Annotated in this window: 16 protein-coding genes and 1 pseudogene; 11 read left to right on the top strand and 6 right to left on the bottom strand. The window is 72.8% G+C overall.

Translation table 11 applies throughout. The features are described from left to right. Positions 1–33: 33 nt before the first annotated feature. Positions 34–1,794 (bottom strand): oxidoreductase, encoded by a 1,761-nt coding sequence (locus HF519_RS32760; RefSeq protein ID WP_169412187.1) that lies wholly within the window; start codon positions 1,792–1,794, stop codon positions 34–36. Further along, the gene (locus HF519_RS09260) at positions 1,787–2,713 is read right to left on the bottom strand and encodes a dihydrodipicolinate synthase family protein (RefSeq protein ID WP_169412185.1); all 927 of its coding nucleotides are present in this window, start codon (positions 2,711–2,713) and stop codon (positions 1,787–1,789) included. The genes HF519_RS32760 and HF519_RS09260 overlap by 8 nt, the downstream gene beginning before the upstream one ends. 133 nt (positions 2,714–2,846) lie before the next feature. Between HF519_RS09260 and HF519_RS09255 the strand changes: the two genes are divergently transcribed. Continuing rightward, positions 2,847–3,722, top strand: a complete 876-nt coding sequence (locus HF519_RS09255) for a LysR family transcriptional regulator (protein WP_169412183.1) — start codon at positions 2,847–2,849, stop codon at positions 3,720–3,722. 18 nt (positions 3,723–3,740) lie between these two features. Here HF519_RS09255 and HF519_RS09250 read toward each other — a convergent pair whose 3' ends face one another. Then, entirely contained in the window at positions 3,741–5,075 is a 1,335-nt protein-coding gene (locus tag HF519_RS09250; RefSeq protein ID WP_169412181.1) for a patatin-like phospholipase family protein, read from the bottom strand. Positions 5,076–5,206: 131 nt separating this feature from the next. On the opposite strand from HF519_RS09250, the gene HF519_RS09245 reads away from it, so the two are divergent. Next, positions 5,207–6,385, top strand: a complete 1,179-nt coding sequence (locus HF519_RS09245; protein WP_312860004.1) for a lipase family protein — start codon at positions 5,207–5,209, stop codon at positions 6,383–6,385. A 7-nt stretch (positions 6,386–6,392) separates the two neighbouring features. Here HF519_RS09245 and HF519_RS09240 read toward each other — a convergent pair whose 3' ends face one another. Continuing rightward, positions 6,393–7,166, bottom strand: a complete 774-nt coding sequence (locus HF519_RS09240) for an IclR family transcriptional regulator (protein WP_169412179.1) — start codon at positions 7,164–7,166, stop codon at positions 6,393–6,395. A gap of 96 nt (positions 7,167–7,262) precedes the next feature. Between HF519_RS09240 and HF519_RS09235 the strand changes: the two genes are divergently transcribed. The 9 genes from HF519_RS09235 to mnhG all read left to right on the top strand — a co-directional run bounded on the left by HF519_RS09235 (position 7,263) and on the right by mnhG (position 17,206). Next, positions 7,263–9,434 (top strand): malate synthase G, encoded by a 2,172-nt coding sequence (locus HF519_RS09235; RefSeq protein WP_312860003.1) that lies wholly within the window; start codon positions 7,263–7,265, stop codon positions 9,432–9,434. A gap of 25 nt (positions 9,435–9,459) precedes the next feature. Further along, positions 9,460–10,701, top strand: a complete 1,242-nt coding sequence (locus HF519_RS09230; protein WP_169412176.1) for an MFS transporter — start codon at positions 9,460–9,462, stop codon at positions 10,699–10,701. Positions 10,702–10,983: 282 nt separating this feature from the next. Beyond that, the gene (mbhE, locus tag HF519_RS09225; RefSeq protein WP_169412174.1) at positions 10,984–13,341 is read left to right on the top strand and encodes a hydrogen gas-evolving membrane-bound hydrogenase subunit E; all 2,358 of its coding nucleotides are present in this window, start codon (positions 10,984–10,986) and stop codon (positions 13,339–13,341) included. 34 nt (positions 13,342–13,375) lie between these two features. Further along, a complete protein-coding gene (locus HF519_RS09220) occupies positions 13,376–13,936 on the top strand; it encodes an MnhB domain-containing protein (protein ID WP_312860002.1) in 561 nt (186 codons plus the stop codon). A gap of 11 nt (positions 13,937–13,947) precedes the next feature. Beyond that, positions 13,948–14,439 carry a Na(+)/H(+) antiporter subunit C gene (locus tag HF519_RS09215; RefSeq protein WP_169412240.1) on the top strand — a complete coding sequence of 164 codons (492 nt, stop codon included), beginning with the start codon at positions 13,948–13,950 and terminating at the stop codon, positions 14,437–14,439. Then, entirely contained in the window at positions 14,436–15,968 is a 1,533-nt protein-coding gene (locus HF519_RS09210; RefSeq protein ID WP_169412172.1) for a Na+/H+ antiporter subunit D, read from the top strand. Before HF519_RS09215 ends, HF519_RS09210 begins: the two co-directional genes overlap by 4 nt. Further along, positions 15,965–16,534 carry a Na+/H+ antiporter subunit E gene (locus HF519_RS09205; protein WP_169412170.1) on the top strand — a complete coding sequence of 190 codons (570 nt, stop codon included), beginning with the start codon at positions 15,965–15,967 and terminating at the stop codon, positions 16,532–16,534. The genes HF519_RS09210 and HF519_RS09205 overlap by 4 nt, the downstream gene beginning before the upstream one ends. 31 nt (positions 16,535–16,565) lie before the next feature. After that, positions 16,566–16,832, top strand: coding sequence for an MrpF/PhaF family protein (locus HF519_RS09200; protein ID WP_169412168.1), 267 nt, complete (start codon positions 16,566–16,568; stop codon positions 16,830–16,832). Further along, the gene (mnhG, locus tag HF519_RS09195) at positions 16,829–17,206 is read left to right on the top strand and encodes a monovalent cation/H(+) antiporter subunit G (protein ID WP_169412166.1); all 378 of its coding nucleotides are present in this window, start codon (positions 16,829–16,831) and stop codon (positions 17,204–17,206) included. Before HF519_RS09200 ends, mnhG begins: the two co-directional genes overlap by 4 nt. A gap of 2 nt (positions 17,207–17,208) precedes the next feature. Here the strand turns inward: mnhG and HF519_RS09190 are convergent, their stop codons facing one another. Together HF519_RS09190 and HF519_RS33245 are read right to left on the bottom strand one after the other, a co-directional pair. Beyond that, a complete protein-coding gene (locus tag HF519_RS09190) occupies positions 17,209–17,526 on the bottom strand; it encodes a nitronate monooxygenase family protein (RefSeq protein WP_169412164.1) in 318 nt (105 codons plus the stop codon). A 175-nt stretch (positions 17,527–17,701) separates the two neighbouring features. Beyond that, a pseudogene (locus HF519_RS33245) lies at positions 17,702–17,914 on the bottom strand (AAA family ATPase); the annotation flags it as partial.

Here is a 17,914-nt window from a genome sequence, read left to right as displayed (position 1 = left end):
GTCTGTCATTGCACAACCCCTCGTTGGGTTTCGTCAGACGGTTCGTGCGTGGAGGGAGCTGCGGTGCAGCGCCGCGTCGAAGGCGCTGGTGATCGCCTCTCGGGCCTTGCCTGCCCGGGCCGCGTCGCCGATCACGACGACCTCGGTGGAGGCGCCGATCGGGAGCCGGCGCGCCAGGTCGGCACCCCGGCCGGCTCGCAGCCGGTAGTAGAGCCAGTCGCGCAGCCGTGGCGAGGCGAACAGCCGCGCGGCGACGCTGCTGCGGGCGGCCCGGGTGTGCAGCAGCCGGGGGACGACCGTGCCGAGTCCGAGCCGGTAGTGCGCGCCGGTCGCGACGACCACGACGTCCGCGTCGTGCAGGTCCGCACGGGTCGCCTCGGCACCGAACCGGAACCGGACGCCCTTGCGCCGGCAGTCGCGCTCGAGCTCGCCGATGTAGGCGGCGAAGGTGGGTTCGGCGGCCGCGACGTCGTTGAACCGTGGCGCGAGGCCGGTGAGCCGGAACGCGCCGCCGGGGCGGTCGGCCCGGTCGATCACGGTGACGTCGTTGCCGTCGGCGACGAGCGAGGCGTAGGACAGTCCCGCCGGGCCCGCGCCGAGCACGACGATCCGCCGGCCCGTGGGTGCGCTCGCGTCGGCGAAGTCGGCCTCGCGCCCTGTCACCGGGTTGACCACACAGGACAACCGGGCGCCCGAGCGCATGTCGGTGACGCAGTGGTTGCAGGCCAGGCAGCGCCGGACCGGCTCCCCGGCCTGCGCCTTGGCCACCCATCGCGGGTCGGCGATGAGCGGGCGGCCGAGCGCGACGACGTCGAGCTGCCCGGTGGCGACGGCCCGGGCCGCGAGCTCGGGATCACCGAGCCGCCCGACGCCGATCACCGGGACGGTGACGTGCTCCTTCATCCGGGCCGCGTAGTCGAGGAACGTCGCGGCCGGGTAGGCCATCGGCGGGATCATCCGCTCGGCGGCGGGCAGCGACCGGTAGTGCCCGGCCGTCACGCTGACCGCGTCCGCGCCGTCGCGCTCGGCCCACCGCCCGACCTGCATGCCCTCCTCGGCGGTGAGACCGCCGGGGAAGAAGTCCTCCACCCCGATCCGGAAGATCACCGCCAGCCCGGGCACCTCGGCCTTGATCCGGCGCAGGATCTCCAGCCCGAACCGGGCCCGGTTCGCCAGCGTTCCGCCGTAGGAGTCGGTGCGGGTGTTCTCCATCGGCGACAGGAACTGCGAGATCAGGTAGCCGTGTGCGCCGTGCAGTTCGACGACGTCGAAGCCGGCCTGCTGGGCCCGGCGCGCCGCGGCGACGTAGGCGTCCATGGTCTCGCGCATGCGCTCCGGCGACATGGCCTCGGGCACGGCGATCTCGTGCTCGATCTCGAACACCGGTGTCGGCACCGCCGAGGGCGCCACCGGCGTGACGCCGGAGACCGCGCCGCGGGCCCGGCTGCCACCGTGCCCGAGCTGGATCGACGCCGCGGCTCCCGCCTCGTGCAGCACGGCGACGAGCCGGCGCAGCCCGGGCAGGAACGTGTCGTCGTAGATGCCCAGCTCACGGAAGCGGTGCTTGCCGGCGATCTCCGGGGAGGCCATCTCGACGGTGACCAGGCCGACGCCACCCTCGGCGCGCGCCCGGTAGTAGGCGATCGTCGCGTCGGTGACGTGCCCGACGTCGTCGGCGAGGCGGGTGGTCATCGACGGCAGCAGGGTGCGGTTGCGCAGCCGGACCCCGCCGATCTCGATGGGGTCGAAGAGCCCGGCGCCGTCGCTTCGACCCTGCGAGCAGGTCTCAGGCACGTGCCAACCCCGCCTGCTCCACCGCGACGCGCAGGCGGTCGCGTTCGGTGTCGGTGACGGCCTGCAGCGGGGGTCGCACGTGCGCGGCGTCGATCCGGCCCAGCAGTTCGAGGGCGACCTTCATCCGGTTGTGCCCGTCGAGGAACGGGTCGGCGTAGCAGGCCTCGGCGAAGGGCTGGATCCGGTCCCAGACCCGGCGGGCGTGGGCCAGGTCCTGCTTGCCCACCGCGGCGAACAGCTCCGCGTGCAGGTCGGCCACGACGCTGCCGTGCCCGGACAGGACACCGTCGGCGCCCAGGACCAACGAGGCCAGCAGCGAGCGGGAGAAGCTGGACAGCACCGCGATCGGCTTGTCCAGCGCGCGCAGCGCCCGCAGGTTGCGCTCGTAGGCCACGATGTCGTTGGACCACTCCTTGATCGCGACGACGTTGTCGATCTGCGAGCAGATCGCCACGATCGCGTCGGTGCCCAGCCGTAGCCCGGACGTGGCGGGGTAGACGAACGCGATCATCGGCAGGCTGGTGGCGGCGGCGATCTGGGCGTAGTGCCCGAACGCCATCTCCGGGCGGGCCTGTGAGCCGCCCTCGAACACCACCGAGGGGAACACCAGCAGCGCGTCCGCGCCGGCGGTCTCGGCGTCGGCGGCGATGCGGGCGGCCTTGGCCGTGCCGTCCTGGTAGACCCCGGAGATCACCGGGACGGCGCCGGCGACCTCGTCGAGCACGATGTCGAGCTGGCGGCGCTGTTCGTCGGCGGTCAGCGTGGCGACCTCGGAGGCGTGTGCGTTGGTGGTGATGGCGGTGACGCCGTCGATGTCGAGCAGCGCGCGCAGGTGCCGGCGCAGGTTGGGTTCGTCGATCTCGAGGTCGGCGGTGAACGGGAGCAGATGCGCCGGGATCACACCACGGAGCTGGACCATCGTCGGTCGTTTCCTTCCTCGGGACGTCGTTGGTTCGCGAGGTCGTTTCGGATTGCCGGGAAAGCTATGTCTCGACGGCCGTGGGGAGGAAATGCCAATCTGGCACCTCTTATGCACGGGAGGCATCACGGAGATGACGGCTGAACGCACCGTCGAGCTCCGGCATCTGCGTGCGTTCGTCGCGGTCGCGGAGGAGCGCAACTTCACCCGGGCCGCGCAACGCCTCCAGATCACCCAGCCCGCGCTCAGCCGGACGATCGCGGCCCTGGAGCGGCTGATCGGTGCCGGTCTGGTGTGGCGAAACCGCCGGACCGTGCAGCTCACGCAGGCCGGGAGCCGGTTCCTGCCGTACGCGCACCGGGTGCTCGCCGTCGTCGAGGAGGCGGTGGGCGTGCCCGGCGGGGAGGTGCCGGCACTGCGGGTGGGGTTCACCTGGGGGTCGACCGCGGAGTACACCGCCCCGATCGTGCGGGCGTTCGAGCAGGTCCACCCGGGTGTCGTCGTCGACATCCGCCGCTACGACGACACCGTGGCCGGCCTGGCCGACGGGCGTACCCACGTCGGGTTCCTGCCCGGTGATCCAGAGGATCCGCGGCTGGGCACGCTGGTCCTGGCCGAGGAGCCGCGGGTCGTCGCGCTACCGGCCGACCACCCGCTCGCCGTCCGCGACGAGGTGTTGCTGCGCGATCTCGAGACCGAGGCTGTGGTGATCAACGTGGTGTCGGGGACGACGACGCTGGACCTGTGGCAACACGGGCGCCGCCCGGAGACCGTCGTGCGGGTGCGCAACGTCGACGAGTGGATGGAGGCGATCGCCGCGGGCCGGGGCGTCGGGCTGACCCCGGCGTCCACCGGACGGCTCTACAGCCACCCGGCGATCCGCTACCGGCTCGTCGCCGACGCGCCGCTGGTGCCGATCACGTTGGCGTGGCCGCGCACCGCGCCGCACCCGTTGGTGGCCGACTTCGTCGCCGTCGCCGGGCGGACCCGGCCGCAGGAGCGGGAGTGATCGGGAGGGGCGAGGGGCTCAACCGCCCAGCCACAGTGCGGCGACCTTCCCGTCCCGGAACCGCGCCTCGGCGCGGCCCTCGAGCGCGGCCCCGGAGTCGCCGTCGCGTGCCCGGACCCGCCAGGTGACCCGGTCACGGGCGACCTGCTTGTGGGTGGAATCGACCTGGAGGCTCCCGCAGAGGTGTTCCTCCACGAACCGGCGCACCTGTTCCGGCCCACGGAAGGCGCCCCGCAGGGGGAACGGTGCGGTGGAGACCACCTCGGCGTCGTCGGTGAACGACGCGAGCATCGTGTCGGGATCCCCGCCGGCCCACGCCCGCTCGAACGCCAGTGCAGCCAGGAACTCGTCCGCCTGCCGCCGGCCGAGCGCCATCAATCCGCGGAGGAACTCCGGGTCGCGGTTGAGCTTGGACGCCGACCCGAAGCGCTCGGTCAGGGGGGTCCGGGGCAGCTCGATGATCCGCACCACGATCTGCTTGTACCGGTCGCCGGGGATGAGACGGCCGTCGGCGAGCATCTGGTCGATCTTCTCGATGAACCGCACCTCCTGGTGCAGCGACAGGTTGCCGGCCAGTTCGTTGCGGCGGTCGGCGATGTCGATGACCGACGTCGGCTCGTTGTCCTGCTGAGTGGGGTTGATCTGGATGACCCAGAGCTCGTCCGGAGCCGTGTCGACCAGTTCGCGCACGGGTGGGTTCTGTGAGAACAGTCCGTCCCAGTAGGTCCTACCGTCCACCTGGACCGCCCGGAACAGGTTCGGGATCGCCGCCGACGCGAGCACCGCATCGGCGGTGATCCGGTCCCGGCGGCTCTGGAACGTCCGGAACTCCCCGGAGAGCACATCGACGGCCCCGATGAGCAGCACAGGGTGGCGCCCCGCGGTGTCGACCTGGATCCGCTCGAAGTCCACCTGCCGCTGCAGCAGCCCGCGGAACTCCTCGAGTGCGGTGACCGAGACGGGGGTGTCGTAGGGGCTGATGACGGGCAGCAGGCCGTGGTCCTGCAGGGTGCTCGCCCACATCAGCCCGGCGTTGGCGAGCCGCTCCCACGGCCCCGCCGCGGAGTTGTCCGTCCAGAACTGCTCCAGCAGCCGGGCGGCGCGGGCCCGGCCGGCCCGGTCGGCCGGGCCGTCCGGGTCGTTCTCGAGCAGGCCGTACCAGGCGAGCAGGGCGCACACCGCGCCGCCGGAGGTGCCGCTCAGGCCGGTCACCGGGTACCGAGCGGTCTCCTCGGCGAGCAGCAACCGCCCGAGCACGCCGGCAGTGAACGCCGTATGGCTTCCGCCGCCCTGGCAGGCGATCGCGACGCGTCTCGGGGTCGAGGCCTCGTCCGCCGAGTCCGCGCTGCTCATGCGACCCGACCGTACCCGTGCGTCGCCGCCGCCACGACCGCCGATGCGAGGAGCGTGTGCCGCTTTCCGGGAGGTGAGGGCCTCATCGAAACTGATCAGTAACCTCCGGTCGCCCCGGGGGTTGAACGGGTGTGAGCCCTCGCCGATCGCTGCGGCTGACCCTGATCATCGCCGCGGGTCTCGCCCTTGCCTTCTCGCTGGCCGGCACGCCCGCCGCCTCGGCGGTCCCGGCCGACGACCCGCAGCCCGGTGCGCTGCTCGCCGCCGACCCGGCCCCGGCGCTCATCGCTCCGCCGGTGTCCCTGCCCGGCCGGGCCTGGTCGTTGCTCTATCGCTCGACCTCGGCCACCGGCGAGCCGAACGTCGTCTCCGGGACGTTGCTGCTGCCGCCGGGCGAGTGGACCGGCCCGGGGGAGCGGCCGGTGGTGAGCTACGCGGTCGGCACGCACGGCCTCGGTGATCAGTGCGCGCCGTCCGCGCAGCTCGCAAGCGGTACCGAGCAGGAGCTCGGGCTGGTGCAGCAGGCGCTGGCCCGCGGCTGGGCCGTGGTCGTGACCGACTACGAGGGCCTCGGCACGCCGGGCGACCACACCTATGTCGTCGCTCGCTCCGAGGGGCGCGCCGTGCTCGACGCGGTACGCGCCGCGGTCGTCGTCCCGACGGCCGGGCTGTCCGCCGACGCGCCGGTCGGGATCTGGGGGTACTCGCAGGGCGGTGGCGCCGCGGCGGCCGCGGCCGAGCAGGCCGCGGTGTACGCGCCCGAGCTCGACGTCCGCGGGGTGGCGGCCGGGGGTGTGCCCGCTGATCTCGCCGCCGTGTTCGCCAGCGGTTCTGACTCGCCGCAGGCGACGGGGTTGATCGTCGCCGCGACGGCCGGGTTCGACGCGGCCTATCCGGAGCTCGCGCTACGTGACCTGCTCACCCCCGCCGGGCAGGCGTTGTACGACGACGTGCGCGACGACTGCGTGTCCGAGATCGTCGCCAAGGGGCTGCCCTTCACCGCCGAGGGACTCAGCGCGGTGCCGGACGCGCTGGCCGGCGACGAGGTGCGTGACCGGCTGGCCGAGAACGACGCCGGCTCGGTGGCCCCGGCGTTCCCCGCGCTGGTCTACCACGGCGGCGCCGACGAGCTGATCCCGGCGACGCAGGGCCGCGGCCTGCGTGCCGACTGGTGCGCGCACGGGGCGACGGTGCAGTACACCGAGCTGCCGGGCGCCGAGCACGTGGGCGGCGCGGTCCTCGGCGGGCCCGCCGCGGTGAGCTGGCTCGCCGACCGCTTCGCCGGCCTCCCCGCACCCACCAGCTGCTAGCCGGGCCTCAGGTGTCGGCCAGGATCGCGCCCAGCCGCAGCCCGGCGGCCACGACCAGCGGCGCGATCCGGGCCAGCGCCGCCTCGTCGACCCGGCCCTGTGGCCCGGACACCGACACCGCAGCGGGCCCGTGCGGGCCGGGTACGGGCGCCGCGACACACCGCACCCCGGGTTCCTGCTCGCCCTCGTCGATCACGTAGCCGCGTTCCCGGCCCAGCGCGATCTCGGCGCGCAGCGCGACCGGATCGGTGATCGTGGTGTCGGTGACGGCGGGCAGGCCGGTGCGCCCGAGCAGTGCCGTCACGTCGGCGTCGGGCAGTGTGGTGAGCAGCGCCTTGCCCACGCCGGTGCAGTGCAGCGGGACCCGGCGGCCGATCTCGGTGAACATCCGCACCGAGTGCGGTGAGGGCACCTGCGCGACGTAGACGGCGTGGTCGCCGTCGAGGACCGCCAGGTTCGCCGTCTCCCCGATCTCGCCGACCAGGTCGCCGAGCACGGGCGTGGCCCAACGCCCGAACAGCCGTTCCGCGGTGTCGCCCAGGCGGACCAGGCGGGGGCCCAGCGTGTAGCGACGGGACGGCAGCTGTCGCAGGTAGCCCAGCCCGACCAGGGTGCGGACCAACCGGTGGATGGTGGCCGGGGCGAGTCCGGTGCGTTCGGCGAGTTCGGAGAGCCCCGCCTCACCACCGGCGTCGGCGAGGGTCTCGAGCAGCTCGAACCCGCGGGCCAGCGACTGCACGCCGGTCGCAGCGGGTACGGCTGCCGATGAGGATCCCGTCACATCGCCAGGCTACCCCAAAGTTCCGTACTACGGAAAAAACGATCCATCTGATAGAAAAGACTTGCGAACGGACGTCGAGCGAGGATGGTGGACACGGTGAGTACGGATCAGGCGACCGGTACCGGCGAGCTGCAGGTCGATCCCGCGCTGCGGGCCTTCGTGGCCGACGAGCTGCTGCCCGGCCTCGACATCGCTCCCGAGACCTTCTGGTCGGCGCTGGCCGGGCTGCAGCAGAACTTCGCGGGCCGGATCTCCGAGCTGCTGGCCCGCCGCGACGAGCTGCAGGAGCGCATCGACGCCTGGCATCGCGAGCACGGTGTCGGCGACCTGGATGCCTACCAGGCGTTCCTGACCGAGATCGGCTACCTGCTGCCGCAGGCCGAGGCCTCGATCGACGTGTCGAACGTGGACCCGGAGATCGCCGAGGTGGCCGGCCCGCAGCTGGTCGTCCCCGCGACCGTCCCCCGTTACGCGCTCAACGCCGCCAACGCCCGCTGGGGCTCGCTCTACGACGCGCTGTACGGCACCGACGTGCTGCCGCTCGACCACGAACTCGCCCCCGGGTACGACGAGTCACGCGGCGCCCAGGTCATCGCGGAGTCCGACCGGCTGCTCGACGAGCTGTTCCCGCTGGCCGAGGGTAGCCACGCCGACGTGACCTCCTACTCGGCCGCCGACGGCGCCCTCGTCGCCGAGACCGCGTCGGGACGCAGCACGCTCGCCGACCCGGCACAGTTCGCCGGCCACCGCGCGGCGACCGGCGATGAACGCACCGCGATCCTGCTGCGCCGCAACGGCCTGCACGTCGAGCTGACCATCGACCCGGAGCACCGGGTGGGCCGCCAGCACCACGCCTCGGTCGCCGACGTCGTGCTCGAGGCGGCGGTCACCACGATCGTCGACCTCGAGGACTCGGTCGCCACGGTGGACGGGCCGGACAAGGTCGAGGCCTACCGCACCTGGCTGGGGCTGATGACCGGCGAGCTCGTCTCCGAGTTCCGCAAGGGCGGCGAGACGATCGAGCGCCGGGTGCACGGCGACCGCGAGTACACCGCCGCCGGCGGCAACCCGCTCACCCTGCCCGGCCGCTCGCTGCTGCTGGTCCGCAACGTCGGCCACCACATGACCACGAACGCCGTCCGCACCGCCGACGGCCAGGAGATCGGTGAGGGCCTGCTCGACGCGCTGGTCACGGCCACCGCGGCGCTGCACGACCTGCGCGGGCTGGGCCGGTACTCCAACTCGCGCGCCGGCAGCGTCTACATCGTCAAGCCCAAGCAGCACGGCCCGGACGAGGTCGGGCTCACCGTCGAGATCTTCGAAGCGGTCGAGCGGGCGCTGGGGCTCGAGCCGCGGACGCTCAAGATCGGCATCATGGACGAGGAGAAGCGCACCACGGTCAACCTGGAGGCGTGCATCGCGGCCGCCGCCGACCGGGTCATCTTCGTCAACACCGGCTTCCTCGACCGCACCGGCGACGAGATCCACACCTGCTTCGCCGCCGGCCCGGTGGTGCGCAAGAACGACATGAAGTCGACGACCTGGCTGCAGGCCTACGAGGACCGCAACGTCGACGTCGCGCTGCGCGCCGGGTTCGAGGGCAGCGCGCAGATCGGCAAGGGCATGTGGGCCAAGCCCGCGGCGATGGCCGAGATGCTCGAGACCAAGGGCGGACACCCGCAGGCCGGCGCGAACACCGCCTGGGTGCCGTCGCCGACCGCGGCCACCCTGCACGCGCTGCACTACCACCGCACCGACGTGAAGGCCCGCCAGCGCGAGCTCGCCGAGCGTCCGCTCACCGACCGCCGCAGGCTCCTCGAGGTGCCGGTGCTCTCCGAGAGCGCCACCGCAGCACTCAGCGACGAGGACAAGCGCCACGAGCTGGAGACCAACGCGCAGGCGATCCTCGGCTACGTCGTGCGCTGGGTGGGGCTGGGCATCGGCTGCTCGACCGTGCCCGACCTGGAGGGCGTCGGCCTGATGGAGGACCGCGCCACGCTGCGGATCTCCAGCCAGCACATCGCGAACTGGCTGCACCACGGCCTGGTCGACGAGCAGACGGTGCGCGACACGTTCGCCCGGATGGCCGCGTTGGTCGACGAGCAGAACGCCGACGAGCCCGGGTACCGGCCGATGAGCAAGGACCTGGAGGGCAGCGAGTCGTTCCAGGCCGCGCTCGACCTGGTCTTCTCGGGCCGGACGGAGCCGAACGGGTACACCGAGCGGGCACTGACCACCTGGCGGCAGAGGGCGAAGAGCAGCAGCTGATCCGGTCGGCGACGAAGGAGCCGACGTGCGGCCGTGGGTCCGGGTCGTGGCGGTGCTGTTCACCATCGGGTACGGGGCGAACCAGTTCAGCCCGCTGATGGTCATGTATCGCGAGCAGTCGCACTTCACGGCCGTGACGGTCGCGGCGTTCTTCGGCGTCTACGTGGCCGGGCTGGCACCCGGGCTGCTGATCGGCGGGCCGGCCTCGAACCGCTGGGGCCGGCGTCGGCTGCTGCTGCCGTGTGTCATCGCGTCCGTGCCGGCGAGCGCCGTGCTCGCCCTCGGCGGGGTCGACGGGATCTCCGAGGCCGCGCTCTACACCGGACGGTTCCTGTTCGGGGTGGTCATCGGCGTCGCGATGACGGTGGGCAGCACGTGGGTCAAGGAGCTCTCGCAGCCCCCGTGGGACCCCGCTGCCGACGAGGGCTCCGGTGCCCGTCGCGCCGCGCTGGCACTGTCGGCGGGCTTCGGCGTCGGGCCGGCCGTCGGCGGTTCGCTCGCCCAGTGGGCGCCGCTGCCCATGGAACTGCCCTACCTGGTGCACATCGTGATCACCATCCCGGCCATCGGGTGGCTGCTCCGCACGCCCGAGACCCGGCCGGCGGTGGCCGTGCCCCGCGGGCCGGGGCGGGGCACGCTGTGGTCGGACCTTGCGGTGCCGGCGGCACGGCAGCGCCGGTTCCTGCGCCTCGTCGTGCCGGCGGCTCCCTGGGCGTTCGGCGCACCGTCGATCTCCTTCGCGGTCCAGCCCGTCGCGCTGGGCGGGCGCACCGCGGGCTTCGGGCTGATCTTCGCGACGCTGCTCACCGCTCTGACCCTCGCCGCAGGGGTGGGCATCCAGTCGTTCGCGCGCAGGCTCGACCGGCGCTCGCGCACCCTCGGTCTTCGCCTCGGCCTGGCCCTCGTCGTGACCGGCACGCTGCTGGCCGCCGGGACGGCGGCGTCGGGCTCGCTGGCCCTGGCGATGATCGCCTCGGTCGTGCTCGGCGCGGGTTTCGGCATCTCGCTCGTCTCGGGACTTCTCGAGGTGCAGCGGATTGCCCGGCCCGAGGACCTGGCCGGTCTGACGGCCGTCTACTACGGACTCACCTACATCGGGTTCGGATTCCCGATGCTGCTGGCTGGTCTCACCGGCCTGGCCGGGTACCCGGTGCTACTGGTCGGCATGGCGCTGCTTGCGCTGCTCAGCCTGGTGGTGGTCACCGTGGCCGGACGGCGCGTCAGGCAGCTGACGGGTGTCCCTCAGCCGGTCTCGCCGGAGTCCTGAACCAAGGGCCGGTGGCTCGCCGCCGGCGGACGGTCCGGAGCGAGGCTTCTCACACGGATGATCGGATCCGGGCCGTGGGACAGCGGACGTCCGGCGTCCCCCGATAGGATGGGCGGCGACGGCGCTGGGATGCCCCGCCGTCCGCCCCGTCCGATTTGCCCGTGTCCGACCCCGCCAGACGGCCGGCCTGCTCGCGCAGTCCGGTCGCGGCCCGCGATCGGCGGGCCGGCCCGCGCGCTGATCGTCGCCGGGCGCCACGGCGGAGCCCTAGGAGGTTGTCGTTTGCTCGCGCTCGTCGTCGCGCATCTCGTGATGGCCGGCCTGCTCCCGGTCGTCTCCGCGCGCAGCCGTCGAGCCGCATTCGGCGTCGCCGCGGTGCTGCCCGGCGCGACCCTGATCTGGGCGCTCGCCAACGCCCGTGAAGCCCTGGGTCCAGGCCTGGAGGCCACCACCGGCTGGGCACCGGCGCTCGGTCTGGAGTTCAGCTTCCGGCTCGACGCCCTCGGGCTCGTCATGATCATCCTCGTCGCCGGCCTGGGCGCATTGATCTTCGCCTACAGCGCCGGGTACTTCGGGCGCAAGAGCCGCGACGCCCCCCGCTCGGCCGCCCTGCTGCTGGCCTTCGCCGGCGCCATGCTCGGCCTGGTCCTGGCCGACGACCTGCTGACCCTCTACGTGTTCTGGGAACTGACGTCGATCGCGTCGTTCCTACTCGTCGGGCAGAGCGGTGAGCACCGGGCCAACCGCCGGGCGGCGCTGCAGGCGGTGCTCGTGACGGTGTTCGGCGGGCTGTCGATGCTGATGGGCATCGTCCTGCTCGGCGAGGCGGCGGGCACCTACCGGATCTCGCAGATCGTGGCCGCGCCGCCGTCCGGGGCGATGGTCACCGCGGCGCTGGTCCTGATCCTGCTGGGCGCCCTGACCAAGTCGGCGCAACTGCCGTTCCACCCGTGGTTGCCGGCCGCGATGGCCGCGCCGACCCCGGTCAGCGCCTACCTGCACGCCGCCTCGATGGTGAAGGCCGGGGTGTACCTCGTCGCGCGGCTGTCCCCGGCCTTCGCCGACCGGGCCGTGTGGTGGGTGCCGGTCGTCGTTCTGGGGCTGGGGACGATGCTGCTGGGTGGCTGGCGAGCCCTGCAGGAGATCGACCTGAAGCGGCTGCTGGCCTTCGGCACCGTCAGCCAGCTCGGCTTCCTCATGGTGCTGCTCGGGGCGGGCGGGCGGATCGCCGCGATGGCCGGGCTGACGTTGCTGCTGGCGCACGGGTTGTTCAAGGCGCCGCTGTTCATGGTCGTCGGCACCATCGACAAGATCACCGGGACCCGGGACATCGGGGAGCTCTCCGGGCTGGGCCGGCAGCTACCGGCCCTCGCGGCCGTCGCCGGGCTGGCCGGAATGTCGATGGCCGGGATCCCGCCGCTGCTGGGCTTCGTCGGCAAGGAGGCCGCGTTCGAGGCCTTCCTGCACGAGGGCGGGACGCGTGGCTGGACCGTCGCCCTCGGGTTGCTGGCCGGCTCGGTGCTGACCGCGGCCTACACCGCCCGGTTCCTGTGGGGCGCGTTCGCAGCCAAACCCGGCGTCGAGGCCCGTGAGGTGTCGCGGCCGACGCTCGCGCTCACCGTGCCGACCTGGATCGCCGCGCTGGGCGGGCTCGCCCTCGGCGCCGGTTACCCGCTGGTCGACGCGCTCGCCGACGGCTACGCCACCGCCTACCCGGCGGGTGACGATGCGCTCGCCGCCGGGTACCACCTCGCGCTCTGGCACGGGCTCGGCCTGCCCCTCGCGTTCTCCGCCGTCGCCGTCCTCGGCGGTCTCGCCCTGCATGCACGCCGCACCGCCGTCAACGTGGTGCACACGCGGCTGCGCCACCCGGTCAGCGCGCAGCGCGGGTACGAGGCCGTCGTCGCCGGTCTGGAACGCCTCGCCGTGCGGGTGACCGGCCGGGTGCAGGTCGGTTCGCTGCCGACCTACCTCGCGATCCTGCTGATCACCGTGCTGGTGCTGCCGGGAACGGCGTTGCTGATCGGCGGGCAGTGGCCCGACGACCAGATGCCGTTCCACTCCCTCATACAGCTGCCCCTCGGACTGATGGTGATCATCGCCGCGCTGGCCCTGGTCCGGGCCCACCGCCGGTTCACCGCCGTCCTGCTGGTCGGGGCCATCGGTTACGGCATCGGCGGGCTGTTCATCGTCGACGGAGCTCCGGACCTGGCCCTGGCCCAGTTCCTGGTCGAGACCCTGACCCTGGTCGCGTTCGTGTTCGTGCTGCGCCGGCTGCCCGCGCACTTCGCCGAGAACACCTCGTCCTCGGGGACCCGGATACGCAAGGCGCTGATCGCGGGGGCCGGCGGGATCCTGGTGGCGATCGCGGGGGTCGTGCTGAGCGGCGCCCGGGAGGCCCCGCCGGCGACGAGCGCGGAGTTCGTCCGGCTCGCCCCGGAGGCCGGGGCGACGAACGTGATCAGCGCGATCCTGGTCGACTTCCGGGCCCTGGACACCGTCGGTGAGATCACCGTGCTGCTCATCGCCGCCGCCGGCACCGCGAGCCTGGTGCTCGCCACCCGCCACGACCGCCGGCGGGACGGGCAGGTGAAGAGCGGTTCGGGTTCCCCCGAACACGAGGAGGAGCTACTCCGATGACCGCCGACGTACGTGTCCCCGCGGAGGCGGCGAAGTGACCGCCTCTCCGAACACCCCGGAGCGGGTCCCGTGGAAGCAGTGGGACGAGCCGTCCGGGCAATGGATGCTGCCCGGCGAGCACCCGCCCACCGCCGAACGCACGCTGCTGCTCGAGGTCGTGGTCCGGATCCTGTTCCCGACCGTGCTCGTGTTCTCGCTGTACCTGTTGATCGTCGGCCACTACGGGCCGGGCGGCGGCTTCTCCGGCGGGCTCGTCGCCGGGCTGGCGTTCGTGCTGCGCTACATCGCCGGTGGCGGTACGGACCTCGGCGCCCGCGTCGGGAGCCGGATCCGCCTCCGCCCCCCGATGCTCGTCGGCGTGGGGCTGAGCATCGCGGTGCTGACCGCGCTGGCCCCGACGGCCTTCGGCGCGCCGGTGCTGGCCAGCGCGAAGCTCAGCGTGGCGGTCCCCGTGGTCGGCGACGTCGACCTGGTGACCAGCCTGTTCCTCGACGTCGGGGTGTACCTGCTGATCATCGGTGTGGTGCTCGACCTGCTGCGCTCGCTGGGCAGCGGTATCGAGCGCGACGCCCAGGGGGCGGGGGAACGTTCGTGAATACGATCAACATGAGCATGGCCGTGGTGGTCGCGGTGCTCTACGGCGTCGGCTTCTACCTGCTGCTGCAGCGCTCGCTGATGCGCGTGCTGATCGGCATCGTGGTCCTGGGCCACGGCGCGAACCTGCTCCTGCAACTGGCCGGTGGCCCACCCGCGCGCGCCCCGATCCTCGGTTCCGCGCCGGACGAGCAGATCGCCGACCCGCTCCCGCAGGCCCTCGCGCTGACCGCGATCGTCATCACGTTCGCGCTGACCACCTACCTGCTCGCGCTCGGCTACCGCTCGTGGGTGCTGGTCGGGCACGACGAGGTGCAGGACGACATCGAGGACCGCCGCATCGCGCACCGCCGCGCACCGGAGGCCTCGATGGGCGAGGAGGCCGGTTCGGACGACATGAGCGAGGACGAGGACGATCCCGGGTCCGCGGCCGCGTCCGGGGATCCCGTCGAGCCGTCGGTGACCTCCGGGCCGGCCGGTTCCGGGCGGGGGGTGGGCCGATGAGCGCGCTCGTCACCCTGCCGGTGCTGCTGCCGATGCTCGGCGCGGCGCTGACCGTGCTCTTCAGCCGCTCGGCGTTCGTACAGCGGCTGATCGGCATCGTCGTGCTGGCGGTGGTCTCCGCCGTCGCGGCCGTCCTGCTGGTGGCGGCGGACCAGGGGGCTCCGGTGGTCGCCGAGCTGGGCGGCTGGCCCGCCCCGGTCGGGATCGTGCTCGTCGCCGACCGGCTGGCCGCGCTGCTGCTGCTGATCTCGACGCTGGTCACCCTCGCGGTGCTGTTGTACGCGATCGACCAGCGCATCGCCGACTACGGCCGGGAGACGGCGAGCACGACGTTCCACCCGATCTTCCTGCTGCTGTCCACCGGCGTCTCGCTGGCCTACCTGACCGGCGACCTGTTCACCCTCTTCGTGGCGTTCGAGATCATGCTGGCCGCGTCCTACGTGCTGATCACCCGGCGGACCAGCGCGACCCGGATCCGGTCCGGGATGACGTACGTGATCATCAGCCTGACGTCGTCGCTGCTGTTCCTGACGACGATCGCGCTGGTCTACGCGGCCACCGGCTCGGTCAACCTCGCCGATCTGGCCGAACGCGTCGGGGAGCTGCCCACCGGCCTGCAGACCGTGCTGGCGCTGATGACCGTCGTCGTGTTCGGCATCAAGGCGGCCATGGTGCCGCTGCACTTCTGGCTGCCCGACAGCTACCCGAACGCGCCCGCGCCGGTCACCGCCCTGTTCGCGGGCCTGTTGACCAAGGTCGGGATCTACGCGCTGCTGCGCACCCAGACGTTGATCTTCCCGTTGGACGGGCCGTCGACCCTGTTGCTGGTCATCGCCTCCCTCACGATGCTCATCGGAGCCCTCGGGGCGCTCGCCCAGGACGACCTCAACCGGCTGCTGTCGTTCCTGCTGGTCAGTCACATCGGGTTCATGTTGTTCGGGCTGGCCGTGTTCGACGCGGCGGGGATCGCGGGCACCGCGCTCTACGTGGTGCACCACATCACGGTGCAGGCGACGCTATTCCTGGTCAGCGGTCTGATCACGCGCCGGACCGGCACCGTGTCGATCGACGCGATGGGCGGGCTCGCGAAGACCTCCCCGGCGCTGGCCGTGCTCTTCGCGGTCCCCGCGCTCACCCTCGCCGGCATACCACCGACGTCGGGGTTCGTGGCCAAGCTCGCGTTGTTGCAGGCCGGGGCCGGCGCGGGGCTGGAGACGTCGCTGGTGGCCGGCGTGGTGATCCTCGCCAGCCTGCTCACCCTCTACGCGATGGTCCGCGTCTGGGTCCGGGTGTTCTGGGGCGCGGAGAAGCCGCCGCTGACCGACCCCGACCCGACCGACGAGCTGATCGTCGGCACCGCCCGGACGGCGAAGCCGATGTACGTCGCGACCGGCGCACTGGTGGCGGTGAGCCTGACGATCGCCATGGTGGCCGGGCCGTTGTCGGCGGTCACCGGGCGGGCGGGCCAGGACCTGTTCGACCGTGCGCCCTACCAGGTCGCGGTGCTCGGAGAGGAGCGGACGCCATGAGCGCAGCCGACGGTGCCGTCCCGACCACACCGGCCCCGGCGGCCAACCGGTGGCCGCAGGTGATATGGCTGACCGTGGTGTGGGTCCTGCTGTGGGGCACCATCTCGGTGAAGATCGTGCTCGGCGGCCTGCTCGTCGCGGTGATCGTGACGCTGCTGTTCCCGATGCCGTCGACGGGACCCCGGCTGCCGTTCCGGCCGCTGCCGCTGCTGAGCCTGATCGGCTTCCTGACCTACGACCTCGCCGTCTCCGGGGTGCAGGTGAGCTGGGAGACGCTGCGCTACGGGCCCCGGGCCCGGGCCGGGATCATCGCGGTGCCGATGCTCGCCGGATCGGACCGGGTGATCACGATGACGGCCGGTGCGCTCTCGCTGGCCCCGGGCAGCTACGTGCTGCAGATCGACCGGCGGCGCGGGGTCTGGTACGTCTACGCGCTCGGCCTGCGTGGCACGGGCGACGTCGCGCGGGTGCGCCGGATGGTCCTGTACCTGCAGCGGCGGGTGATCGTGGCCTTCGGTACGGCGGAGGAGCTCACGGCGTGCGACCGAGGGCTGGTGACGTCGTGACGACGCGAACTCTGCTGGTCAGGAGTGAGCCATGAACGCGGTCTTCGCCATCACGCTGATCATGCTGTGCGTGGCGGGCCTGTTGGCGCTGCTGCGCGTGCTGCGTGGCCCGAGCACGCTCGACCGGATCGCGGCGCTCGACGTCTTCGTCGTGCTGATCGTGGCCGCCGCGGCGGTGTACGTGGCGTTCTACCGGGACAGCTCGAACATCCCGCTGCTGGCCGCGGTCGCGCTGGTCACCTTCATCGGATCGGCCACCGCGGCACGACTCGTCGAACGTTGGGAGCGGCACCGGTGAGCCTCGGCGACATCGTCACGGCGGTCCTGCTGCTGTTCGGCGCCCTGTTCTGCATGGTCGGGGCGCTCGGTGTGGTCCGGTTGCCCGACCTGCCGGCCCGGCTGCAGGCCGCCACCAAGCCGCAGACGCTCGGGTTGCTGCTCATCCTGCTCGGCACCGCGGTACGCCTGGAGTTCGAGAGCGCCGTGACGCTGGTGCTGGTGATCGGGTTCCAGGTGATCACCGCCCCGGTGATCTCGCAGATCATCGGGCGTTCGGCGTACCGCACGGGGACGCTGCGCCGCGACGACCTGGTGATCGACGAGCTGGCCGAGCGGATGTCGGAGGACGAGGACGGCGGCCGGGCCGGAGAGGACCGGCGGACGGCACCCTGAGCTCAGGATGCGCCGATCGGCGCGGCCACGGCGATGGTCACGTCGGCGCCGGCCCGGCCCGCCGCCTCCGCCCGCCGCCGGTCCATCACCTGCTGGACGGCGAGGGCACCGCTGTCGGGGACGCGTGCGATGAGAGCGGCGGGCACCCCCATGTGGAACGACACGATCGGCACCCGGGCGTCCAGCGTGGCGGCGAACGCCTCCTCGCCGAACGGTCGCATCTGGTGGTTCACGGCGAACGGCCGGTCGGTCAGCCGCCGCAGCCGCGCCCACTGCTCGCGGGATCGACCGGACCGCCGTGCCCGGGCAGCCCGGTCCACCCGCCGCACCCACCGCCGCGGCCAGCTCCCCCTGGTCCCACGGACCGACCGCGGTGGCCCCGGCGACGCCGGTGCCGCCGGTGCCGATGCCCTCGCACCGCACCGCCACCAGGAGCTCCCGCAGCAGGAACGGGTTGCCGCCGGTGACCTCGTAGCAGGCATCGCAGAAGGCGTCACGTTCGAGCTCCCCGCCGCGAGCGGACAGGACGGCCAAACCCGCCGCCCGGGCCCGGGCGCGTGCGGCGGCGACCAGGCGGGTCTTCCCGATCCCGGGCGCGCCCTCGATCAACAGCAGGCCGCCGCCGTCGCGTGCCCCGTCGCGTGCCGAGGCCACCAGCGCGTCGATCCGCGCCGGCTCCGCCTCGCGCTCGACCAGTCCCTCCGGCAC

The organism is Pseudonocardia bannensis (assembly GCF_012911875.1).
GTDB classification, from domain to species: domain Bacteria; phylum Actinomycetota; class Actinomycetes; order Mycobacteriales; family Pseudonocardiaceae; genus Pseudonocardia; species Pseudonocardia bannensis.
The sequence above is the reverse complement of the archived record's forward strand: the minus strand, read 5'-3'. Positions and strand labels throughout refer to the sequence as shown.